The following is a 16771-nucleotide window of genomic DNA, read 5'->3' on the forward strand; positions in this document are numbered from 1 at the left end:
CACTCCTTGTTCCGGTCCAGCGCACCTTCTGTAATGAGTGAATGGATGTGTGGGTTAAACTTTAAATCGCGACCAAACGTATGAATCACCGTTATGACACCAACTTCGTATCTCTTGCTCTTATTTTTCCGTCGGTAATAATACTGAATCACTTTAGCCACTTGCTTACTGAGTTCATTTAACTTGCGCCGGTCTTGAAAAAACACCTTGCGCAATTCCTCCGGCACCGTGAAAACCAGATGGCGGTGAGGTACATTCAAGATCCGCTCCTGCTGCTTTTCTGCCCATTCATCCGTATATTTTTTCCCGCATCCATGACAAAAGCGGCTTTTGCAGGTAAAACAAATAAACACCGGATCCGGCGTGCCTTTTGTACATGGTGAGGTACATTCAAGATCCGCTCCTGCTGCTTTTCTGCCCATTCATCCGTATATTTTTTCCCGCATCCATGACAAAAGCGGCTTTTGCAGGTAAAACAAATAAACACCGGATCCGGCGTGCCTTTTGTACATCCCTTACATTCATATCTCGCGTAGCCCATATCCCGCATGCCACAGCGTATGGCTTTATTCACCGTTTCTGTAATACTACTGCGAAGATTCTCCGGCAGGTGGTGTCCATGCATTTCCATAAACCCATGGAAGTGATCTTTTAGGATCTGCCTTATGATCCCTCGTTTTTTCCACGTTTCTTGGTTTTTCATGTTCATCCCCCTACCTTTTTCTTCGGAGTTATCCACATTTTTTTGTATTGTATAATTTCCTAAACGATGAAAAAAGACAACCTGTATCCTGATTACATCCTGGATCTGCCTTATGATCCCTCGTTTTTTCCACGTTTCTTGGTTTTTCATGTTCATCCCCCTACCTTTTTCTTCGGAGTTATCCACATTTTTTTGTATTGTATAATTTCCTAAACGATGAAAAAAGACAACCTGTATCCTGATTACATCCTCTGGGGATGTATCTGGAGAGTCAGGTTGCCTTGTTCAATTGCTGCTGAATTGACAGGAATGTCCGGGATTGCGCACTATACATTCTGAAGCGTACCGCCGAATAGTCTGCGGATATATCCCTGCAGCTTGCCGATATGCGGCACGAAGGTGCTTTTGTCATACACATAATTAGACTGGCTGACCAGCTGTGAATAGATCAGAAACAGAATAGCTGCGAGCTCCCGGTCAATCTGCTTCTCATGCTCGATCAGCAGATACGTTTCATCCAGCGCCTCGTATAGCTGAAGCAGGGCAGCTTCATTAATGATTTTGCGGCGCAGCGGTACAATAATATCCGTGGCAATAGCGTCAATCCGCAGAATTAAGGCTGCCAGTCTCTCGTTCATGCGGTTTCCCTCCTGCTGTGACTGAATGGTTAAAGCGCTTGCTTAATACCATCCTATGTCAGCCGGACCTTGAGCATGCCTTGAGCGGCTGGAACACATTCTGCTTATCTATGTTATTCTTCTTACCTTGTGTATTCCTCGTACTCATCTTTCTGGTTATGCCTCGAATACATGTACTCATCATTCTTCAGCTTATACATCTGCCCCATCCCGCCAAATATGAACAGCAGCACTACAAGCAGTGTGTAGGCATAAGTGAATTGATTGAAGTAGAAGCAAAGCACAACTGCCGCTATAATCAGCAGCAGCAGTCCGAGACCTATACGGCTTAAGATTTTTCTCATCAGGGGTTCCTCCGCAGAAATTTTAGTCTTACTGTACCATGTTCTGCGGAAGGAATATGTCGAAAGCTGGCGCTATACAATCAGGGAATGTCCCTGGCAGCCGCTTCCTGGCTCCGGGGCATCCCCTGATATATGTTATACTTCTTAACCTTTTATAGTAATTTGGAGATCACCGTTCCGGCCAGCAGCTGTCCGAGCGTCTTATCCAGCGGCAGCGGCTTGTTGCCAAGGCAGGTTCTGAGCGCTGTCAGCAGCACCCGGACATCATATTTACTCGGATGGACAGGAATCACTTCTTTTTCCAGCGCCAAAAGATTATACACTGCCATCATCGCGGACCGGACCGAATATTCCACGGTAAAGACGCAGTCGTCCGGAACTTCGGCAAACTGGCCGAGGAAGGCCAGATTGGTGCTGCCCTGCGGAACCACCTGCGGGCGGTCTCCTGCGACACGCGGCATGAACTGTGAAGTGATATAAGGCATCATACAAGGAATAACATTGGTCGTATGCTCCAGTATCTCCGGAATGCGGTTCTTCAGACCGATATGGTACATCAGCTCCTCCAGAAGCTCGCGTCCGCTGCAGTCACTCATTTTCTTCTTGATATAATCGCCTTCGGCATCCGGGAATAACCCGTAGGCCCAGAGCACCTTCACATTCTCCGGCTGGTTAATGAAATGCGGCTGCTTCGGTGCGGTCCAGGACATCATCCAGCTGGAGTCTTTGATGGTCACAACGCCGCCCATACCGGGAGCATCCCCGGTCAGCTCAAGCAGATACGGGAATACAATATCGTCATCGGTAAAGGTCATCGTAAACGACAGCCACTTGGACTTGTCGATGTCCCCGCAGAACACTTCCGGGTGGCCGAAATCCGGAGATTTCGCGGCAAGCTTCTCCCAGAGGCTCCAGCAGCCGCGTTCCGTAACAGAGCGGTTCAGAACCGCCGGATGGTCCAGATCGCCCAGGGTGGAGTTCTCTGTCATCGAGCCATTGGTGACCATGACCAGATCTCCGCGTGCTGTTGAGAGAGTCTTAGGCTCTCCGTTCACGAGCAGCTGAATAGCGGTTACGGTCTTCTCCCCGCCGGTGAAATCAAGCTCCAGATCTGTTACCTGATGGCCTTTGTCAAAATTGACCCCCTGGCTTTCCAGCCATTTCATCAAGGGAAGAATCAATGAATCGAACTGGTTGTATTCGGTATGCAGGATTCCCTTCAGCTGGTTCATCCCGGAGATCAGGTGCATGAAACGTTCCATGTAACGCTTCACCTCAACTACACTATGCCAATTCTCGAAGGCGAACATTGAGCGCCAGAAATACCAGAAGTTCGTCTCCAGAAAGGTCGGGTCAAAAAACTGCTCAATCGTCACCGCTCCAAGTCTTTCTTCCGTCGCCAGGGTCAGCTTGCCCAATTGCAGCGCATGCGCAGTGGAGAGTCCCAGCGTTGAGAAATCGGCGGGCTGCCCTTCCTTTTCTACCAGACGGCAGTGGGATTCGATCGGTTCTGCCAGATTCAGCTCACGAAATTCATCCAGCACCGTCCGGTCCGGATTCGTTAATGAGGGAATGAAGCCGAACAGCTCCATGAAGCATTCAAAGTGCTCTTCGATCTCGCGTCCGCCGCGGGCACTGTAGCCGTCCTTCGCATTCCCCGCCCCGTCCATCGAGCCGCCATAGACCGCTGATTGCTCAAGGATATGAATATTCCGTCCCGGCATATGGCCGTCACGGATCAGGAAAGCGGCTGCCGACAACGAGCCGATCCCCCCTCCTACGAGATATGCCTTACGTGATGCGATGCCTTCCTGTACCAGCAGATGAATTCTTTGATAGGTACCCATATGTCCTCTTCCTTCCATGATCAGGGGATAAGTGCCTGCTAACTGCCTTCACTATACCCACCGTGAACAATGAATTCTATGGACAGCTTGGCGCGACTGTACAGGGATTACACATCTGCCGGAGATTGTGTCATTTCACTGGACCGGATGGGCGGCGGCAGCCTGGTAGTGTTCCAGGCCCCTGGCGATGCTTCCTTCCATAATCCGGGCTACCTTCTCCACCATTTCGGCCGGGTCGGTATTTGCCCCTGCTTTGAGCCAATGGATCACCTGTTCAAGGATAGCCAGTGTGTAGAAATCGGCAATGTCCTGTCTGGCCTGGCTTCTCCCCTGTTCCGGAATCTGCTTTTGTCCTTCACGAGCCCGCTCCTGCCCGTCCAGTTCTTCCACCACCCTGATCATGACGCCATAAATAACTCCGTACAGAAACTGCTCCAGATGCTCGCGTCCAAGCGAATGAAAGGTGTTCAGACAGATGGTTTTGTTGCTCACGGTGTACCGCAGGACGCTTAAGAATCCCTGCTTCCAACCGGCGCAGCAGCGGTAGGGTTCCAGATCTTCAATTACCTCTGACCTGTAGACCCAGCCGAGCAACTCGTAGATATCCTGAAAATGATTATAAAACGTATGCCGGGTCACGCCGCAATCCGCTGTAAGCTGCTGGATCGTAATCTTATTCAGGGGCTTTGCAAGCATGAGTTTTTTGAGTGACCGGGCTAAAGCGTTCTTGGTTAACAGTGAATTGGACATTTCTTCCCCCTTATTGCAGTAGGAACTTAACCGGATTTCTGGATTTACTGCATTGCTTAATAGGCTTCAAGGTTCTACAATACGGTGTATATGTTCCAATTATAACCAATTAAGAGCAGGTTTTCATAATAACCTTACGGGAGTGGATACACTTGAATAGAAGAAGGTACGGCAATACGGGAAAAACTGTGTCGGAGATTGGCTTCGGTGCCTGGCAGCTTGGGAATAAGCAGGATTGGGAGGCTATGAAGGATCGTGCAGCGGTCTCTCTAGTGCATGAAGCGCTGGAGCGCGGCATGAATTTCTTCGATACCGCCCCGGGTTACGGGCACGGTGCCAGTGAAACCCTGCTCGGGACCGCCTTATCTGGCAGACGCGCCAGCGCTGTGATCAACACCAAATTCGGTCACGGGGCGGATGGCAGCACCAGCTTTGATGCGGACCACATCCGGGCCTCCGTCGAAGGCAGCTTACAGCGTCTGCAGACGGAATATGTGGATTCCGTGCTGATTCATAATCCGCCTTTTGAGCTGCTGGACGGGAAATACGGCCACTACGACGAACTGGACAAGCTAAAAGCTGAAGGAAAGATTCTCTCTTACGGGGTTTCGGTCGATTCCGTGCCGGAAATGCTGGAGGTCATCCGCCATACGGATATTGGCGTTATGGAGGTGATGTTCAATATCTTTTACCAGGAAACGGCGGAAGCTTTCAAGCTGGCCCGTGAGAAAAACATAGCGATCATCGTCAAGGTCCCTCTGGACTCCGGCTGGCTCTCCGGCAAATATGACAGCAGCAGCACCTTCGAAGGGGTAAGAAGCCGCTGGTCGCCGGAGGTGATCGCGAAACGCGCCGCCCTGGTGGATCGCATCCGGTTCATAACGGACGAAGAGACGACCATGACTATGGCTGCCCTGCGCTTCATCCTTGCTCACCCGGAGGTCACGACCGTTATTCCCGGAGTACGCAGCAGCGCACAGCTGGCCGAGAATATATCCGCAAGCCGTGAGGTGATGCCGGCGGAGTATGTGGTGAGGCTCAAGGAGCTGTGGGACAAGGAGATCCGGGATCAGCAGCTCGGCTGGTAATCCGCCGCTGCAGTTATTCCTTTTCGCCAAGCCGGACTGAATAGGTTCTGTACCCGTCTTCATTAATCTCCAGACAGTTCAGCTGCTCTCCATATACACAGCCGCCGTCGATGCCAATCTTATCTCCGTGCGGACTGAACCAGATTCCTGCCCCGTCCTGCAAATCTACCGTGGAGGTATGTCCGAATACAACCGTCTTCGCGGTAGAGGTTACCGGATGATTATAGAACGGCTCGCGGATCCAGATGAAATCATACTCCCGCTGGCTTGTCCAGTCGGCAAGGGAAGGATCAATTCCTGCGTGGACGAATAAATGCGTGTCCGTTTCATAATAGAAAGGCAGCGTACCCAGGAAATCCAGATGCTCCTGATACTCGCGGCGCATATATTCCTTCATTTCCGCATAATCCTTCCAGCCTGAATCCGGGCGCAGCAGGACCGAATCGCGGCCTCCGCAATAACTCAGCAGGGTATGAAATCCCCCGTTGGTAATCCAGTGTGTATCTCGCTTGTCATCTTCACCCGCCAGCGCATCACACGCCATCTGATCATGATTGCCCCGCAGCACGATAACACCGTGCTCTTCCGCAAGACGTTTCACCTGCTCAACCACCGCCCTGCTGTCCGGCCCCCGGTCCACATAATCACCAAGCAGAATTAACTGGTCTTCGGAGGGGATATAGTTTGCCCTGCGGAGCAGCAGGTTGAATTCTTCCACGCATCCATGAATGTCACTGATCACTAATGTTCTGATACTCGTTCCCTCCGCTTCTTTTCATAAGATACCTTACACTCAGAACATTAATTATACTGATAAAACCGGATTTCCGCACGGTCAGGCTGCTGAAAACCTATTGTAAGCGGTTACCAAAGCAGCGGCCTGCAGAAAAAAGAGGTTAGCCCGCACTGCCGGGAAACCTCTTCATCCAATACTATTCGCTCTGTATTACGTTCCGACCTGCACCGGTAATTCAGCAGCGCTGTCCCAGCGCCAAGGCACCTCATGCCCCTGCAGATGCAGCCCGCCGTACCATTCATCTACACCTTGCACTCTCACTCTATCCGCTGTTCCGGCCAATACCTGCTCTCCCAGCTCTGACAGAATAACTGTGCGGTTCAGGAATTCCGGTACTTCTCTGTAGTCTGTAATTTCTGCCGTACCCTCAATAATAAGCAGAGGATGCTCTCCAGCCGTCAGCGTGCGAAGAACCTTCCAGTATTCCACATCTCCCATTCCCAGCCGGTGCAGTGCATCTGTGACTTGACGGAACAGCTTCAGGGGCGTATCCGCTCCGCCAGCCGCAGCCTCAAGCGTTGTCTGTTCGGCAATACCAAGACCGTTATAAACTGAAGGCAGACGCGAGAGATGAAGCTTGAAGGCGTCATAGGCAAAAGAATACGCAGATTTGAACAGTTCGGGCTTACTCTCCTCCAGGAGCTGTGCCAGCTGCCGGGGATCTGGAGATGCATATGCCTGCCATAGCCTGCTCCCAAGCTGCAGCTCCTCCGTGCCGATATTCTGCCAGGTTCCGGACAAGGTCTGAAGCTGTTCTGCCGTAAGCTGGCCCAGACCATGGAACAGCTCAATCCCGGGAAATTCCCCGATGCAGAGCAGACTCAGCTTCGTGCTGCCCAGCTTCCGGTTGCTGAACCAGTGCAGCAGATAGGCCAGCATACTCTGGTCAAACAGATCATGCTCAAACCACAGCACCACTTCATCATACTTGTGGAATCCGCTGAGCATGCGCTCCTGCTCCTCACAGCCCTTCATATATTCTTCTGCCGGAATTCCCAGTGTGGCCTGCAGAACCTCTGCCCGCAGCCGCCGATCCTGCTCTGACGACGGATCCATGAATATCGGCCCCGCCGTGTAGATTTCTCTCCATACGAGCACATCCCCTTGGACAATCCCCTGCTTCAGCTTATCCCCAACCGAATCACCGTTCACAATATGCAGCATACGCTGTCCTCCCTCTTGTAACAGATTAAATGCGGCCGCAAGATCAGCCACGGGAAAAGCCCCCTTCAGCTTGCGTCTGCCGTCATACAGCCTTTTCTTCAGCGTTCCGGCCGGAATTCCCAAATAAACGGAAATCTCCTGAAGCGAATAGCCATAGAAGTAGAACAGCTGCAGCGGTACCCGCAGCCTGGCGGACAATTCTGCCACCGAGCTATGCAGCACCTGTGCCCATTCTCTGCGTTCGGCAATTTCCTCAACGCCTGGAGAAGACCCCGCGACATGTACCGCTGCCTCTAGAGGCAGCAGTGTTTGGCGCCTGCGCCGCAGCAGCCGGTGGCACTGCCTGACCACAATGGTTCTGAACCAACCCGGAAACGCAGCTGGCTCCTTCAAACTGCCAAGGTTCATATACGCCTCAATAAATGCCTCCTGCACCGCGTCTTCCGCCAGCTGAACATCTCCCAGCATATTGTAAGATACTACGTAAGCCATTCCCCGGACATGCTCTGTCAGCTGCCTGAAAGCTCCGGCGTCCCCCTTCTGTGCTTCTTCAATCCACTGCAGCATACGCCTGCGAACCTCATTTCTGTATTTTCATCTGTTCTAAGGATAAGTGCCATTCCGCGGAAAAAAGGTTACAAATGATTGTTCAAGCTCCGGGTTAGCCTATCTATGCTACAAGCCCTTAGTTTATTGACCAGTGTCAGGTTTATATTTTGATAAATTAAATTTATACAAATTAATTTTATTATAATTAATTTTTAATAATGTGTGTTACTATTATTTCATTTAGCAAATCTTGGAGCCTGGGAGGATCTTTAACGCGATAACAACGGCTTATTTCAGTGGAGACAATACAAATTTCAGGAGGCATAACATTGAACCCTAAACCCGGCAGACTTTTTCTCTCCACACTAATGATAGTTACCGCACTTTATTCTTCTTCGGTTGGAACAGCTTTTGGCGCGGCAGCACCTTCATTAACAGGCATCACAGGCCACTGGGCTCAGAACGAAGTGACGGACTGGGTTGAAAAAGGGTTCATTCAGGGATACGCCGACGGCAGCTTCAAGCCGGATAACAGTCTGAAAAGAACCGAATTCATGGCGCTGATTAATCGTGCGTTTGGGTTCACTGAAACTGCGGCTGTCTCCTATACGGACCTCTCTTCAAGCAACTGGGCCTACTCCGAGGTTGCCAAAGCAGTCAAAGCCGGATATATCAACGGATATTCAGATGGCACCATCGGTGCAGGCAAGACCATCAGCAGACAGGAAGCCGCAGTAATCATCAACCGGTTATTGAAGCTGGATGCAGCGCAGACCAGCGTTCTTTTCAGCGATTCCAAGGATATTGCCGCCTGGGCTCTCGGCTCTGTAAATGCAGTAGCCTCTGCAGGAATCATGAAAGGGTATTCCGAAGATAACAGCTTCAAGCCCGGCAGGGATATTACACGCGCGGAAGCAGTAGTGTCATTAACACGGACCAAGGCCATTGAGACTGCTCCGGCCAGTACACCGGATAATACCGGCACGGTCACCCCTTCGGCAACTGCCTCTCCGGCAGCCAGTCCAACAGCTTCACCGACTGCTACACCTTCACCTGTCCGGAGCCCCGATATTCCTTCTGTTCCAACGGCCACACCTGAACCTGTCTCCACACCTACAGCAGCGCCAGAACCGGAAGCTACAGCAACACCAGAACCTACAGCGGCTCCGACTGCGACTCCCGATCCGGCAGATGCGGCAGCCCCGATCCTTACAGGTGTAACTCTTGGAGCAGTTACTGTAGGAGACAATGTATACGGGACAAGTAACGAAGCGGGTTATTTGTATCTGGTCCCTTCCACTGTAGCAGTGACCCCAACCGGTCTGGAGGATTCTGTCCAAGCTGCGCACGGGACAAAGCTGGCGGTAACTGCCTCTGTATATTCCCAACTGAACACGCAGGGTCTGCCTGCAGATCATTATGTTGTATATGCTGTAGATGGCTCCGGTAATATTTCCATCCCTTCCAGCCCTATTGAGGTTAAAGCTATTGAGCTGACCCTGGATGCTCCGGCCTCACTGACGGAATCCAAAACCTATGATGGCACCGCCACAGCAGCAGTAACCGCAAGTCCGCTGATCGGCGTGCTAAGCGGTGACGTAGTAGAAGTGAATGCCTCCGCTTCTTACAGCAACGCGGCGCTTGGAGTTAACAAGACTATAACTGTTGTCTATACCATAAGCGGAGCCCAGTCAGCCAGCTATATTGCTCCAGCCCCATACACCGTCCATACGGGAATTATCTCACTGAATCAATTGACTCTCGGGGCCCCGGATCTGACCTTGGCGAAGTTCAAGGACGGAACAACCACCGCAGCTGTGACCCCTGGTCAGCTCATTGGAGTAATCCCCGGGGATGATGTCAGTGTGAGCGCCGTTGCCAATTATGATACATCCGCAGTAGGTACGAACAAAACTATAACTGTAGTCTATACACTCAGTGGACCAGATGCCGGTAATTATATTGCACCTAAGAACTACGTCGTGAACACAGGTGAAATTGACCGGGATCAGATTACACGCTCCAGAGTCTATGATGGAACTACTGCGGCGGTAGTGGTTGCTGGTGCTGTGACCGGAATCGAACCTGGTGATAGCGTCACAGTAGAAGGTATTGGTGAATACAGCGATGTCAACGTAGGCACGAATAAAATCATAACTATTTCGTACATCTTGACAGGTCCAGACGCTGGCAACTATCTACCTCCTGTTAGCTACACTATAAGCACTGGAATCATCACCGCCTTGCAGTTAGACATTACCCCACCAGTCATCACGGAGTCCAAGCTCTATGACGGAACGCTATCAGCGCAAGTCACTCCAGGCACTCTGATTGGAGTCCTTCCGGGAGATGATGTAACGGTCAGCGCAACGGCGGCCTACAGCGACGCTACTGCGGGCAGCGGCAAAATCATCACCGTAGTCTACACTCTATCTGGGGACGATGCCGCGAACTATTTGGCACCAGAGAATTATATGATTTCCACAGGTGTGATTGTAGCGCCTTAGGCAGAGATATTATGAACACTTGTTAAAAGATAAAAGCGTCCCGCGAGCCGTGAACAGGCTGGCTGGGGCGCTTTTTGTTGGTTGGGAGTAGTAAATCGCTTGCCCGATGGTTTGCAGTGACCCAATTACGGTATATGCCTGGGAGTTGGGAGTATGGTATATGCTTGCTTAATTGCACTCTGTACAACTAAATTGTCTGATTTGCAACCGATTCTCCGTTTAGTTGTATTTCGTACAATTAAACTGCCTGTGTATATTGCTTATCACCTATTCGGGCAGATTTAGTTGTACAGATTACAGTTATTTGATGCAGGCATCCCTTTTCGCTGTTTTTAATTGTACATTCTACAACTATCAATGAAAGCAGGCGGAATGTAGTCTGCTAACCAGATATTATGATTGCCGTGGTAAAACTTAATCCCTTCGTTCGCTGCCCGCCCGGCATCAATTGTTAAAATCACAGGATTAGAATCTTTCCGCCCTCCAACCAGCTTTGCTGTTTCGGTATCCACCGAGAAATGCACATACTGTCTCTTCATTGGTTTAAGGCCCTCGTGCAGAATCGTCTCCACCCACTGTCTGGCTGTTCCATGGTACAGAACGGGGGGTGGGGTTACATTCAGCTTAATTATCTTTTGAGGCACAGAGTGACCATATAGCGCCCTTATCTTGCCCTCGACAATCTCATGCCGCTGTTTAGCCGATACCGCTATCATCTTAGCCAGATCATCTGCAGTTACTGAATTCCATTGTTGCTCAAGGTGCAATGCATTTAATAGCTGTTCGATCTCAACAAAGCCCTCATCATCTAATTCCAGTTCATACTCCCAAGGCGCGTGACGCAGTGCATATGAAACCTCTTTGCTGAGCTTCGAATAATCCATATCAGACCTCCTCACTAAAATGCCGCTTTGGCGTCAAAAACATATATGATTACGAGTTTATCATATGTAACGCTGCCAACATAATACTGCGAAGGTTATATGTGATCCATCATCCGGCGAGGAGGACTGAAATTCCGCTATTTCAGCTAATCAGGCGGATATGTGGGGCACGCGGACTCAGAATCCGTTAAGTGTCCGGATTCCCCTTAGTCGGGGCCGAATGAACAAGATAACGGAATCTCAGTCCGCTTCACTCTTGTGATAACAAAGTAGCTCCCTACGCCGCCCTCATACTAATCTGGCTGTAAGCAAGTAGCTCTAACCAACATTTTGGGCGGTGGAGGCGGAAGTTGGCTGATATTGATGACTGGGGCAGCGGCTAAATAGAGAGATGGCTGTGACATCAGCGGCGAGAATGACTGGCGGTGGCGGTGGGGCAACGGCGACTGCAGCGGCGACGGTATTTACTGCGATGGCGAAGCGGCAATAGCAACATTAGCGGCGGCGGTTCCTTTGTCTTGGGCAGTCCCGTCCACAGCAAAAAGCCGCCCCTCCCGAGGCGGCCGTCCTGCACCCGTCACTGTACATCCTCATACCTGATTCATACTCAACTGTACTGCCAGTCCGGCCATCCTGGCGGTTAACGCCAATGACGGGGCTGTTTGACTGCTGCATCGCTGCTGAACCCTTGATTCCCGGCCTACTGCGCGATCTGCTCGCGGATGTTCGCGAGAATCTTCTTCTCCAGCCTCGACACCTGAACCTGCGAAATGCCGAGGCGACTGGCGACTTCGGACTGGGTCTGGTCGCGGTAGTAGCGCAGGTAGACAATCAGGCGCTCGCGCTCGGTTAAGGCGCCGATGGCCTCATTCAAGGCAAGCTTGTCGAACCAGCGCTCCTGCGACTCGTCAGCGATCTGGTCGATCAGGGTGATCGGATCGCCGTCGTTCTCGAAGACCGTCTCGTGGATCGAAGTCGGCGGTTTGTTGGCTTCCTGGGCGAAGACGATTTCTTCGGGCGTCACGCCCAGCGCCTCCGCCACTTCGCCGATGGTCGGCAGGCGGTCGAGCGTTTTGGACATTTCATCCTTCATCTTACGCACCTTGTTGGCCATTTCCTTGAGTGAACGGCTGACCTTGAGTGTGCCGTCATCGCGGAGGAACCGCTGGATCTCGCCGATAATCATCGGCACCGCATAGGTGGAGAACTTGACCTCATAGCTGAGGTCGAATTTATCAACGGACTTCAGAAGTCCGATACAGCCGATCTGGAATAAATCATCCGGTTCATATCCACGGTTCATAAACCGCTGCACCACCGACCAGACGAGGCGGATATTGCAATTGACCAGCGTGTCGCGGGCCGTATTATCCCCGGCTTGACTGAGCGCGATTAGACGTTTGACCTCCGCATCGTCCAAATAGGTCGGCGGAGCTTTTTTTGACTCTGCATCCATGGCTCCAACCCCTAATTGTATAAAGCTTTTTTCGAGACGATGGTTTTCTTCATTGAAATGGATGTGCCGCGTCCCGGTTCACTGGTAACTTCGAATTCATCCATGAAATTCTCCATAATGGTAAAACCCATGCCCGACCGCTCCAGCTCCGGCTTGGAGGTATACAGCGGCTGCTGGGCCAGCTCCAAATCCTCAATGCCTCTACCCTGATCCTCAATCGTCAAATGCACAGTCTCAACATCAATGGAAGCGGAGATGCTGACCACTCCTGCAGGATCACTGTCGTACCCGTGGATAATGCAGTTGGTGACCGCCTCCGACACAACCGTCTTCAGGTCATTCAGCTCCTCCATGGTCGGATCGAGCCTGGAGACAAAAGCCGCCACTACCACACGTGCGAATGATTCATTCTCCGACAGTGCGGCAAACTGGACGCTCATGAAGTTACGAGCTTCACTATTTGTCATAACGCAACCTCCAAATCCGAGAGTGCAGCGCTCTCGTCGTCATATAGGGGCATGATCTTGAACAGGCCCGACATTTCCAGCAGGCGCTTCACGGGTGCGGTGGCATCGCAGACTGCCATCTTGCCGCCCTTGCTGCGGATCAGCTTGTACCTTCCCAGAATGACTCCGAGGCCCGAGCTATCCATGAACTGTAGCTCCTTCAGGCTGAGAATCAGATGCTCCACCTGGCCCCGCATAATCGCTTCATCCATATCCATACGTACATAATCGGCTGCGTGATGATCCAGTTCGCCAGACAAACGGACAATCAGTACACCCCGGTGATGCTCCATCTCCACATGAGAATTCATCCTTGCCACTCTCCTCTTCGTTGCTTGGACAACCGCCCTGTAACTACTTTCTTTCCCCTACAAGGACAAGGTTTTCTACACCGCAATTGAGGATTCCTGCCTCACGACAAAACTAGAAGAAAACCCCTAAGAACTTACATAAAGCATGGGACTAATCTACAAAATGCAAGAAATTAATCACTAGCACTAATCAATGGTAAAAAGCGACCCCGTTGTACGCTTGAACAGCTTCCACCAGCCTGCCTTGGCTACAGCTTCGCCTGCTTTCAGCTCATATTCCTTCAGCACGTCAGTCCCCTGGTATACGACCAGCTTGCCGACAGTCTGATCTGCGGCCACAGGAGCCTTCAAGTGTTCTTCCAGCACCAGCTTATGCCGGATACCCTCCTGGGTAATTCCTTTTTTGAGTAATACACTGTAAGTTTCCTTCGCCGTCAGCGGCAGCTCCGTCTTCACGCCCTTCTCAATCTTCACTGTGCCGATGGGGTCCCCCGCCTTATGAATCGTATGCAGCTTATATTGGGAAAAGAGGTAATCGAACATCGCCGACACTTCGCTGTTGCGTGTTTTGGTATTCGGCTCACCCAGTACAACCGCGACAGCGCGCAGTCCGTCTCTGGCCGCAGTTGCGGACAGGCAGAACTTCGCTTCAGCCGTATACCCCGTCTTCAGGCCGTCAGCGCCTGTATAGAAACGCACCAGCTTATTCGTATTGACCAGCCAGAACGGCTTGGCCGAATCCTTGCGCAGGTAATCCTGATAGGAGCCGGTGTACTTGATAATCCGCTCATGCTTCAGAAGTTCCTGGCTGATTACGGCGATGTCATGCGCGGATGAATAATGATTCGCAGCCGGCAGTCCATTGCAGTTGGCAAAGTGGGTATCTTTCAGGCCCAAGGCTTCAGCTTTCTGATTCATCAGATCCACAAAAGCGCTCTCCGAGCCGGCGATTTTCTCTGCTATAGCTACAGAAGCGTCATTGCCGGAAGCCATCGCGATGCCCTTCAGCATTTCATCAACCGTCATTTCCTCACCCGGCTCCAGAAAAATCTGTGAACCGCCCATCGATGCAGCATACTCACTGGTCCGCACTTTGTCGGTCAGCTGTAGCCTGCCTTCATCCAGCGCCTCCACGGTCAGCAGCATGGTCATAATTTTGGTAATACTGGCCGGCGGCAGCTTGTCATGGCTGTTCTTCTCGTAGATGATCGTGCCTGTACTGGCATCCATGAGAATGGCAGAGCGTGCCCCCGGTGCGAGGTCAGCGGCCGCAGTACTTCCGGTATTGCCGGTATTGGCAGTACCTTTGGCTTTTTCTTCGGCAAAAGCGCCGGAAGCTCCTCCCAGAACCGAAACAGCGATGCACAGCGCAAGCGTTACATAACGAATTTTTCTCACAATGGTTCCCCTCCTGAACATTAACCTTCATTTCACAGGTACTGTGTTCCAGTTTCGTCAAAAAGGCAGGAAATTATTCCATTTTACGCACAAAAAAAGAAGCTTCCCCCGGTATCCTCGCAGATACTTGAGAGAAGCCCCTCTTATATGCCCTATGAATCGTTAGCCCCCGATGGCCATTGCGCTGAAAATAACAGGTCCAACCACAACAGCAGTCGAGTTAGCATCCTGATTCTCAACAATCAGCTGATAGTTCTGGACACCAGCCGGGACGTTGATATCTACCATATGCAGCGAGATAATGCCGTCGTCATTGAAGAAATCCTCGTACTCTGCCCGTGCATAAAAGATTTCGAAGCCTGCACGCCAGATACGCACCAGGATATTCGGGGTATCCAGCGTAACATTTACGCCGATTGTTGCTTTGAGCTCTACTTTGTTCGGGAAATGGGCCGGAACTGCGGGATCAATATATACCGATGTTCCGGCAATCTGCACGCCAGCCGGGGAGATGGGGACCGGAATGGCGACCCCGTTAGTAATAGGTGTAACTACGGATGCATTATAGTCCAAAAGCGTTTTGACCATGCTGTATCACTCCTTTTCATGTTCTATTAAAAGTATATGAACATTATGAAAAAGAGCTTGTGCACTTCTATTAGAAGCATTGCCTATTTATCCGGCAGATTCACCCGTTACTAGAGACAGATGCTGCCTTGCCTGTCCGCTTAGCCGGAGGAACACCCGCTTTTCCAAGATAAAATCTCGATAATACCGGGTAGCGCATAGCCCACTTGGCGGCAAGCAGCGGCACAATGACCCCAATCAAAGTGAAGGGTACCAGCCCGTAATCCGCACCAAGCAGATATTTAAGGCTGTAATTCAATGGCAGATGCAAATACATAATGGTGATGGTATTCCGTCCAAGGCTGCCCATCCAGCCCAGCGGAATCAGCCTTGCAAGCTGGTACACCGCCGCGCAGATCGTCAATGAAATCAGCAGCGGAACAGCCAGATCCAGCACCAGCGACTCATACTCTTTGTATTTCATATTCAGACTGTAATGAATGACGCCTGTCCGTTCCAGCAGCAGTACAAGTGCAGACAAAGGCAGCAGAACCAGCAATGCCGAATATCGGCTGATTAGCGCAGGAATGGCTTGTTTGCCATAGAACCCGATTGCATAATACGTAACAGCGAGCAGTGCAACATCGATGTTCCAGGGAAGATTGAAGTTCTTAAGCGCGGTCAGGGAGATCAAATGGGAGACAAGGTAGGCGGAGGTGATCAGGAGAAATTGGGTTCTGCGGGAATATCTGACGATGTATCCAAAGAGCAATTGCGTAAACAGCAGGCAGGTGATGAACCAGAACACCCCGTAAGGACCGGTCAGCGACAGCCCCCCGTAGAGCAGCCTCGCTATATTTTCGGCAAATCCCCTAATATTGAAGCTGAACAGCAGCAGTACCCCTGCAATCAGGAGGCCATAGGCAAAATAGGGAGTCATCAGCCCTTTGGTCCGTCTCGCGGCCCAACCCGGATAACGCCCGGGATCGACCGGTTTAAAGACCAGCCCGCTTAGCAGAAAGAACAATGGCATCCGGAACCAGGACAGATAATGATTCGCTGCCGCATCGCCGGAATGGCCCATGACTACAAAAATAATACTGAAGCCCTTGGCCGCATCAATCCATAATTCACGTCGTTTTTCCACTGTTTCCTTCCATCTCCTCCCATTTCAGATGTTATTTAATTATAATTATAGGTTGGTTAATCATTTATTTCAATTTCAAATGAAATATTTCAGTGATGTTTCTGAAAAGAATGGCA

The 16771-nt window shown here is 51.1% G+C and carries 17 protein-coding genes; 2 read left to right on the forward strand and 15 right to left on the reverse strand.

The window, feature by feature from the left end; all coding sequences use genetic code 11:
• The 6 genes from QW71_RS41355 to QW71_RS16045 all read right to left on the reverse strand — a co-directional run.
• A partial coding sequence (locus QW71_RS41355) for a transposase zinc-binding domain-containing protein (protein ID WP_373604771.1) occupies positions 1 to 353 on the reverse strand: 353 nt, incomplete at its 3' end.
• A complete protein-coding gene (locus tag QW71_RS41360; protein WP_039300257.1) occupies positions 257 to 853 on the reverse strand; it encodes a transposase zinc-binding domain-containing protein in 597 nt (198 codons plus the stop codon). The genes QW71_RS41355 and QW71_RS41360, both read right to left, overlap by 97 nt.
• 176 nt (positions 854 to 1029) lie before the next feature.
• The gene (locus QW71_RS16030) at positions 1030 to 1341 is read right to left on the reverse strand and encodes a hypothetical protein (protein ID WP_039300260.1); all 312 of its coding nucleotides are present in this window, start codon (positions 1339 to 1341) and stop codon (positions 1030 to 1032) included.
• A 122-nt stretch (positions 1342 to 1463) separates the two neighbouring features.
• Entirely contained in the window at positions 1464 to 1685 is a 222-nt protein-coding gene (locus QW71_RS16035) for a hypothetical protein (protein WP_039300264.1), read from the reverse strand.
• Positions 1686 to 1837: 152 nt separating this feature from the next.
• Positions 1838 to 3532 carry an oleate hydratase gene (locus tag QW71_RS16040; RefSeq protein ID WP_039300267.1) on the reverse strand — a complete coding sequence of 565 codons (1695 nt, stop codon included), beginning with the start codon at positions 3530 to 3532 and terminating at the stop codon, positions 1838 to 1840.
• A gap of 135 nt (positions 3533 to 3667) precedes the next feature.
• A complete protein-coding gene (locus QW71_RS16045; RefSeq protein ID WP_039300270.1) occupies positions 3668 to 4282 on the reverse strand; it encodes a TetR/AcrR family transcriptional regulator in 615 nt (204 codons plus the stop codon).
• 152 nt (positions 4283 to 4434) lie between these two features.
• On the opposite strand from QW71_RS16045, the gene QW71_RS16050 reads away from it, so the two are divergent.
• Positions 4435 to 5370: an aldo/keto reductase gene (locus tag QW71_RS16050; protein WP_039300272.1), complete on the forward strand. Its 936-nt coding sequence runs from the start codon at positions 4435 to 4437 to the stop codon at positions 5368 to 5370.
• 13 nt (positions 5371 to 5383) lie between these two features.
• On the opposite strand, the gene QW71_RS16055 is transcribed toward QW71_RS16050, so the two are convergent.
• Positions 5384 to 6112 carry a metallophosphoesterase family protein gene (locus QW71_RS16055; RefSeq protein WP_235441472.1) on the reverse strand — a complete coding sequence of 243 codons (729 nt, stop codon included), beginning with the start codon at positions 6110 to 6112 and terminating at the stop codon, positions 5384 to 5386.
• A 204-nt stretch (positions 6113 to 6316) separates the two neighbouring features.
• Positions 6317 to 7897, reverse strand: a complete 1581-nt coding sequence (locus QW71_RS16060; RefSeq protein ID WP_039300278.1) for a sigma-70 family RNA polymerase sigma factor — start codon at positions 7895 to 7897, stop codon at positions 6317 to 6319.
• Between the two features lie 311 nt (positions 7898 to 8208).
• Here QW71_RS16060 and QW71_RS38040 point away from each other — a divergent pair, with 311 nt between their 5' ends.
• The gene (locus QW71_RS38040) at positions 8209 to 10386 is read left to right on the forward strand and encodes a YDG domain-containing protein (RefSeq protein ID WP_052770049.1); all 2178 of its coding nucleotides are present in this window, start codon (positions 8209 to 8211) and stop codon (positions 10384 to 10386) included.
• Between the two features lie 332 nt (positions 10387 to 10718).
• On the opposite strand, the gene QW71_RS16070 is transcribed toward QW71_RS38040, so the two are convergent.
• The 7 genes from QW71_RS16070 to QW71_RS16100 form a co-directional block, all read right to left on the reverse strand.
• Positions 10719 to 11270 (reverse strand): RNA 2'-phosphotransferase, encoded by a 552-nt coding sequence (locus QW71_RS16070; protein WP_039300281.1) that lies wholly within the window; start codon positions 11268 to 11270, stop codon positions 10719 to 10721.
• Between the two features lie 700 nt (positions 11271 to 11970).
• Positions 11971 to 12726 (reverse strand): RNA polymerase sporulation sigma factor SigF, encoded by a 756-nt coding sequence (gene sigF / locus QW71_RS16075; RefSeq protein ID WP_039300284.1) that lies wholly within the window; start codon positions 12724 to 12726, stop codon positions 11971 to 11973.
• 11 nt (positions 12727 to 12737) lie between these two features.
• Positions 12738 to 13193: an anti-sigma F factor gene (gene spoIIAB, locus QW71_RS16080; protein ID WP_039300287.1), complete on the reverse strand. Its 456-nt coding sequence runs from the start codon at positions 13191 to 13193 to the stop codon at positions 12738 to 12740.
• Positions 13190 to 13543, reverse strand: coding sequence for an anti-sigma F factor antagonist (gene spoIIAA / locus QW71_RS16085; protein WP_036727462.1), 354 nt, complete (start codon positions 13541 to 13543; stop codon positions 13190 to 13192). The genes spoIIAB and spoIIAA overlap by 4 nt, the downstream gene beginning before the upstream one ends.
• Before the next feature lie 186 nt (positions 13544 to 13729).
• Positions 13730 to 14962: a D-alanyl-D-alanine carboxypeptidase family protein gene (locus QW71_RS16090; RefSeq protein ID WP_152679775.1), complete on the reverse strand. Its 1233-nt coding sequence runs from the start codon at positions 14960 to 14962 to the stop codon at positions 13730 to 13732.
• 141 nt (positions 14963 to 15103) lie between these two features.
• The gene (locus QW71_RS16095) at positions 15104 to 15529 is read right to left on the reverse strand and encodes a hypothetical protein (RefSeq protein ID WP_052770050.1); all 426 of its coding nucleotides are present in this window, start codon (positions 15527 to 15529) and stop codon (positions 15104 to 15106) included.
• Positions 15530 to 15629: 100 nt separating this feature from the next.
• Entirely contained in the window at positions 15630 to 16655 is a 1026-nt protein-coding gene (locus tag QW71_RS16100; protein ID WP_039300295.1) for an acyltransferase family protein, read from the reverse strand.
• Between the last annotated feature and the right edge of the window lie 116 nt (positions 16656 to 16771).

Source organism: Paenibacillus sp. IHB B 3415 (assembly GCF_000802655.2).
Lineage (GTDB): Bacteria > Bacillota > Bacilli > Paenibacillales > Paenibacillaceae > Paenibacillus_AQ > Paenibacillus_AQ phytohabitans.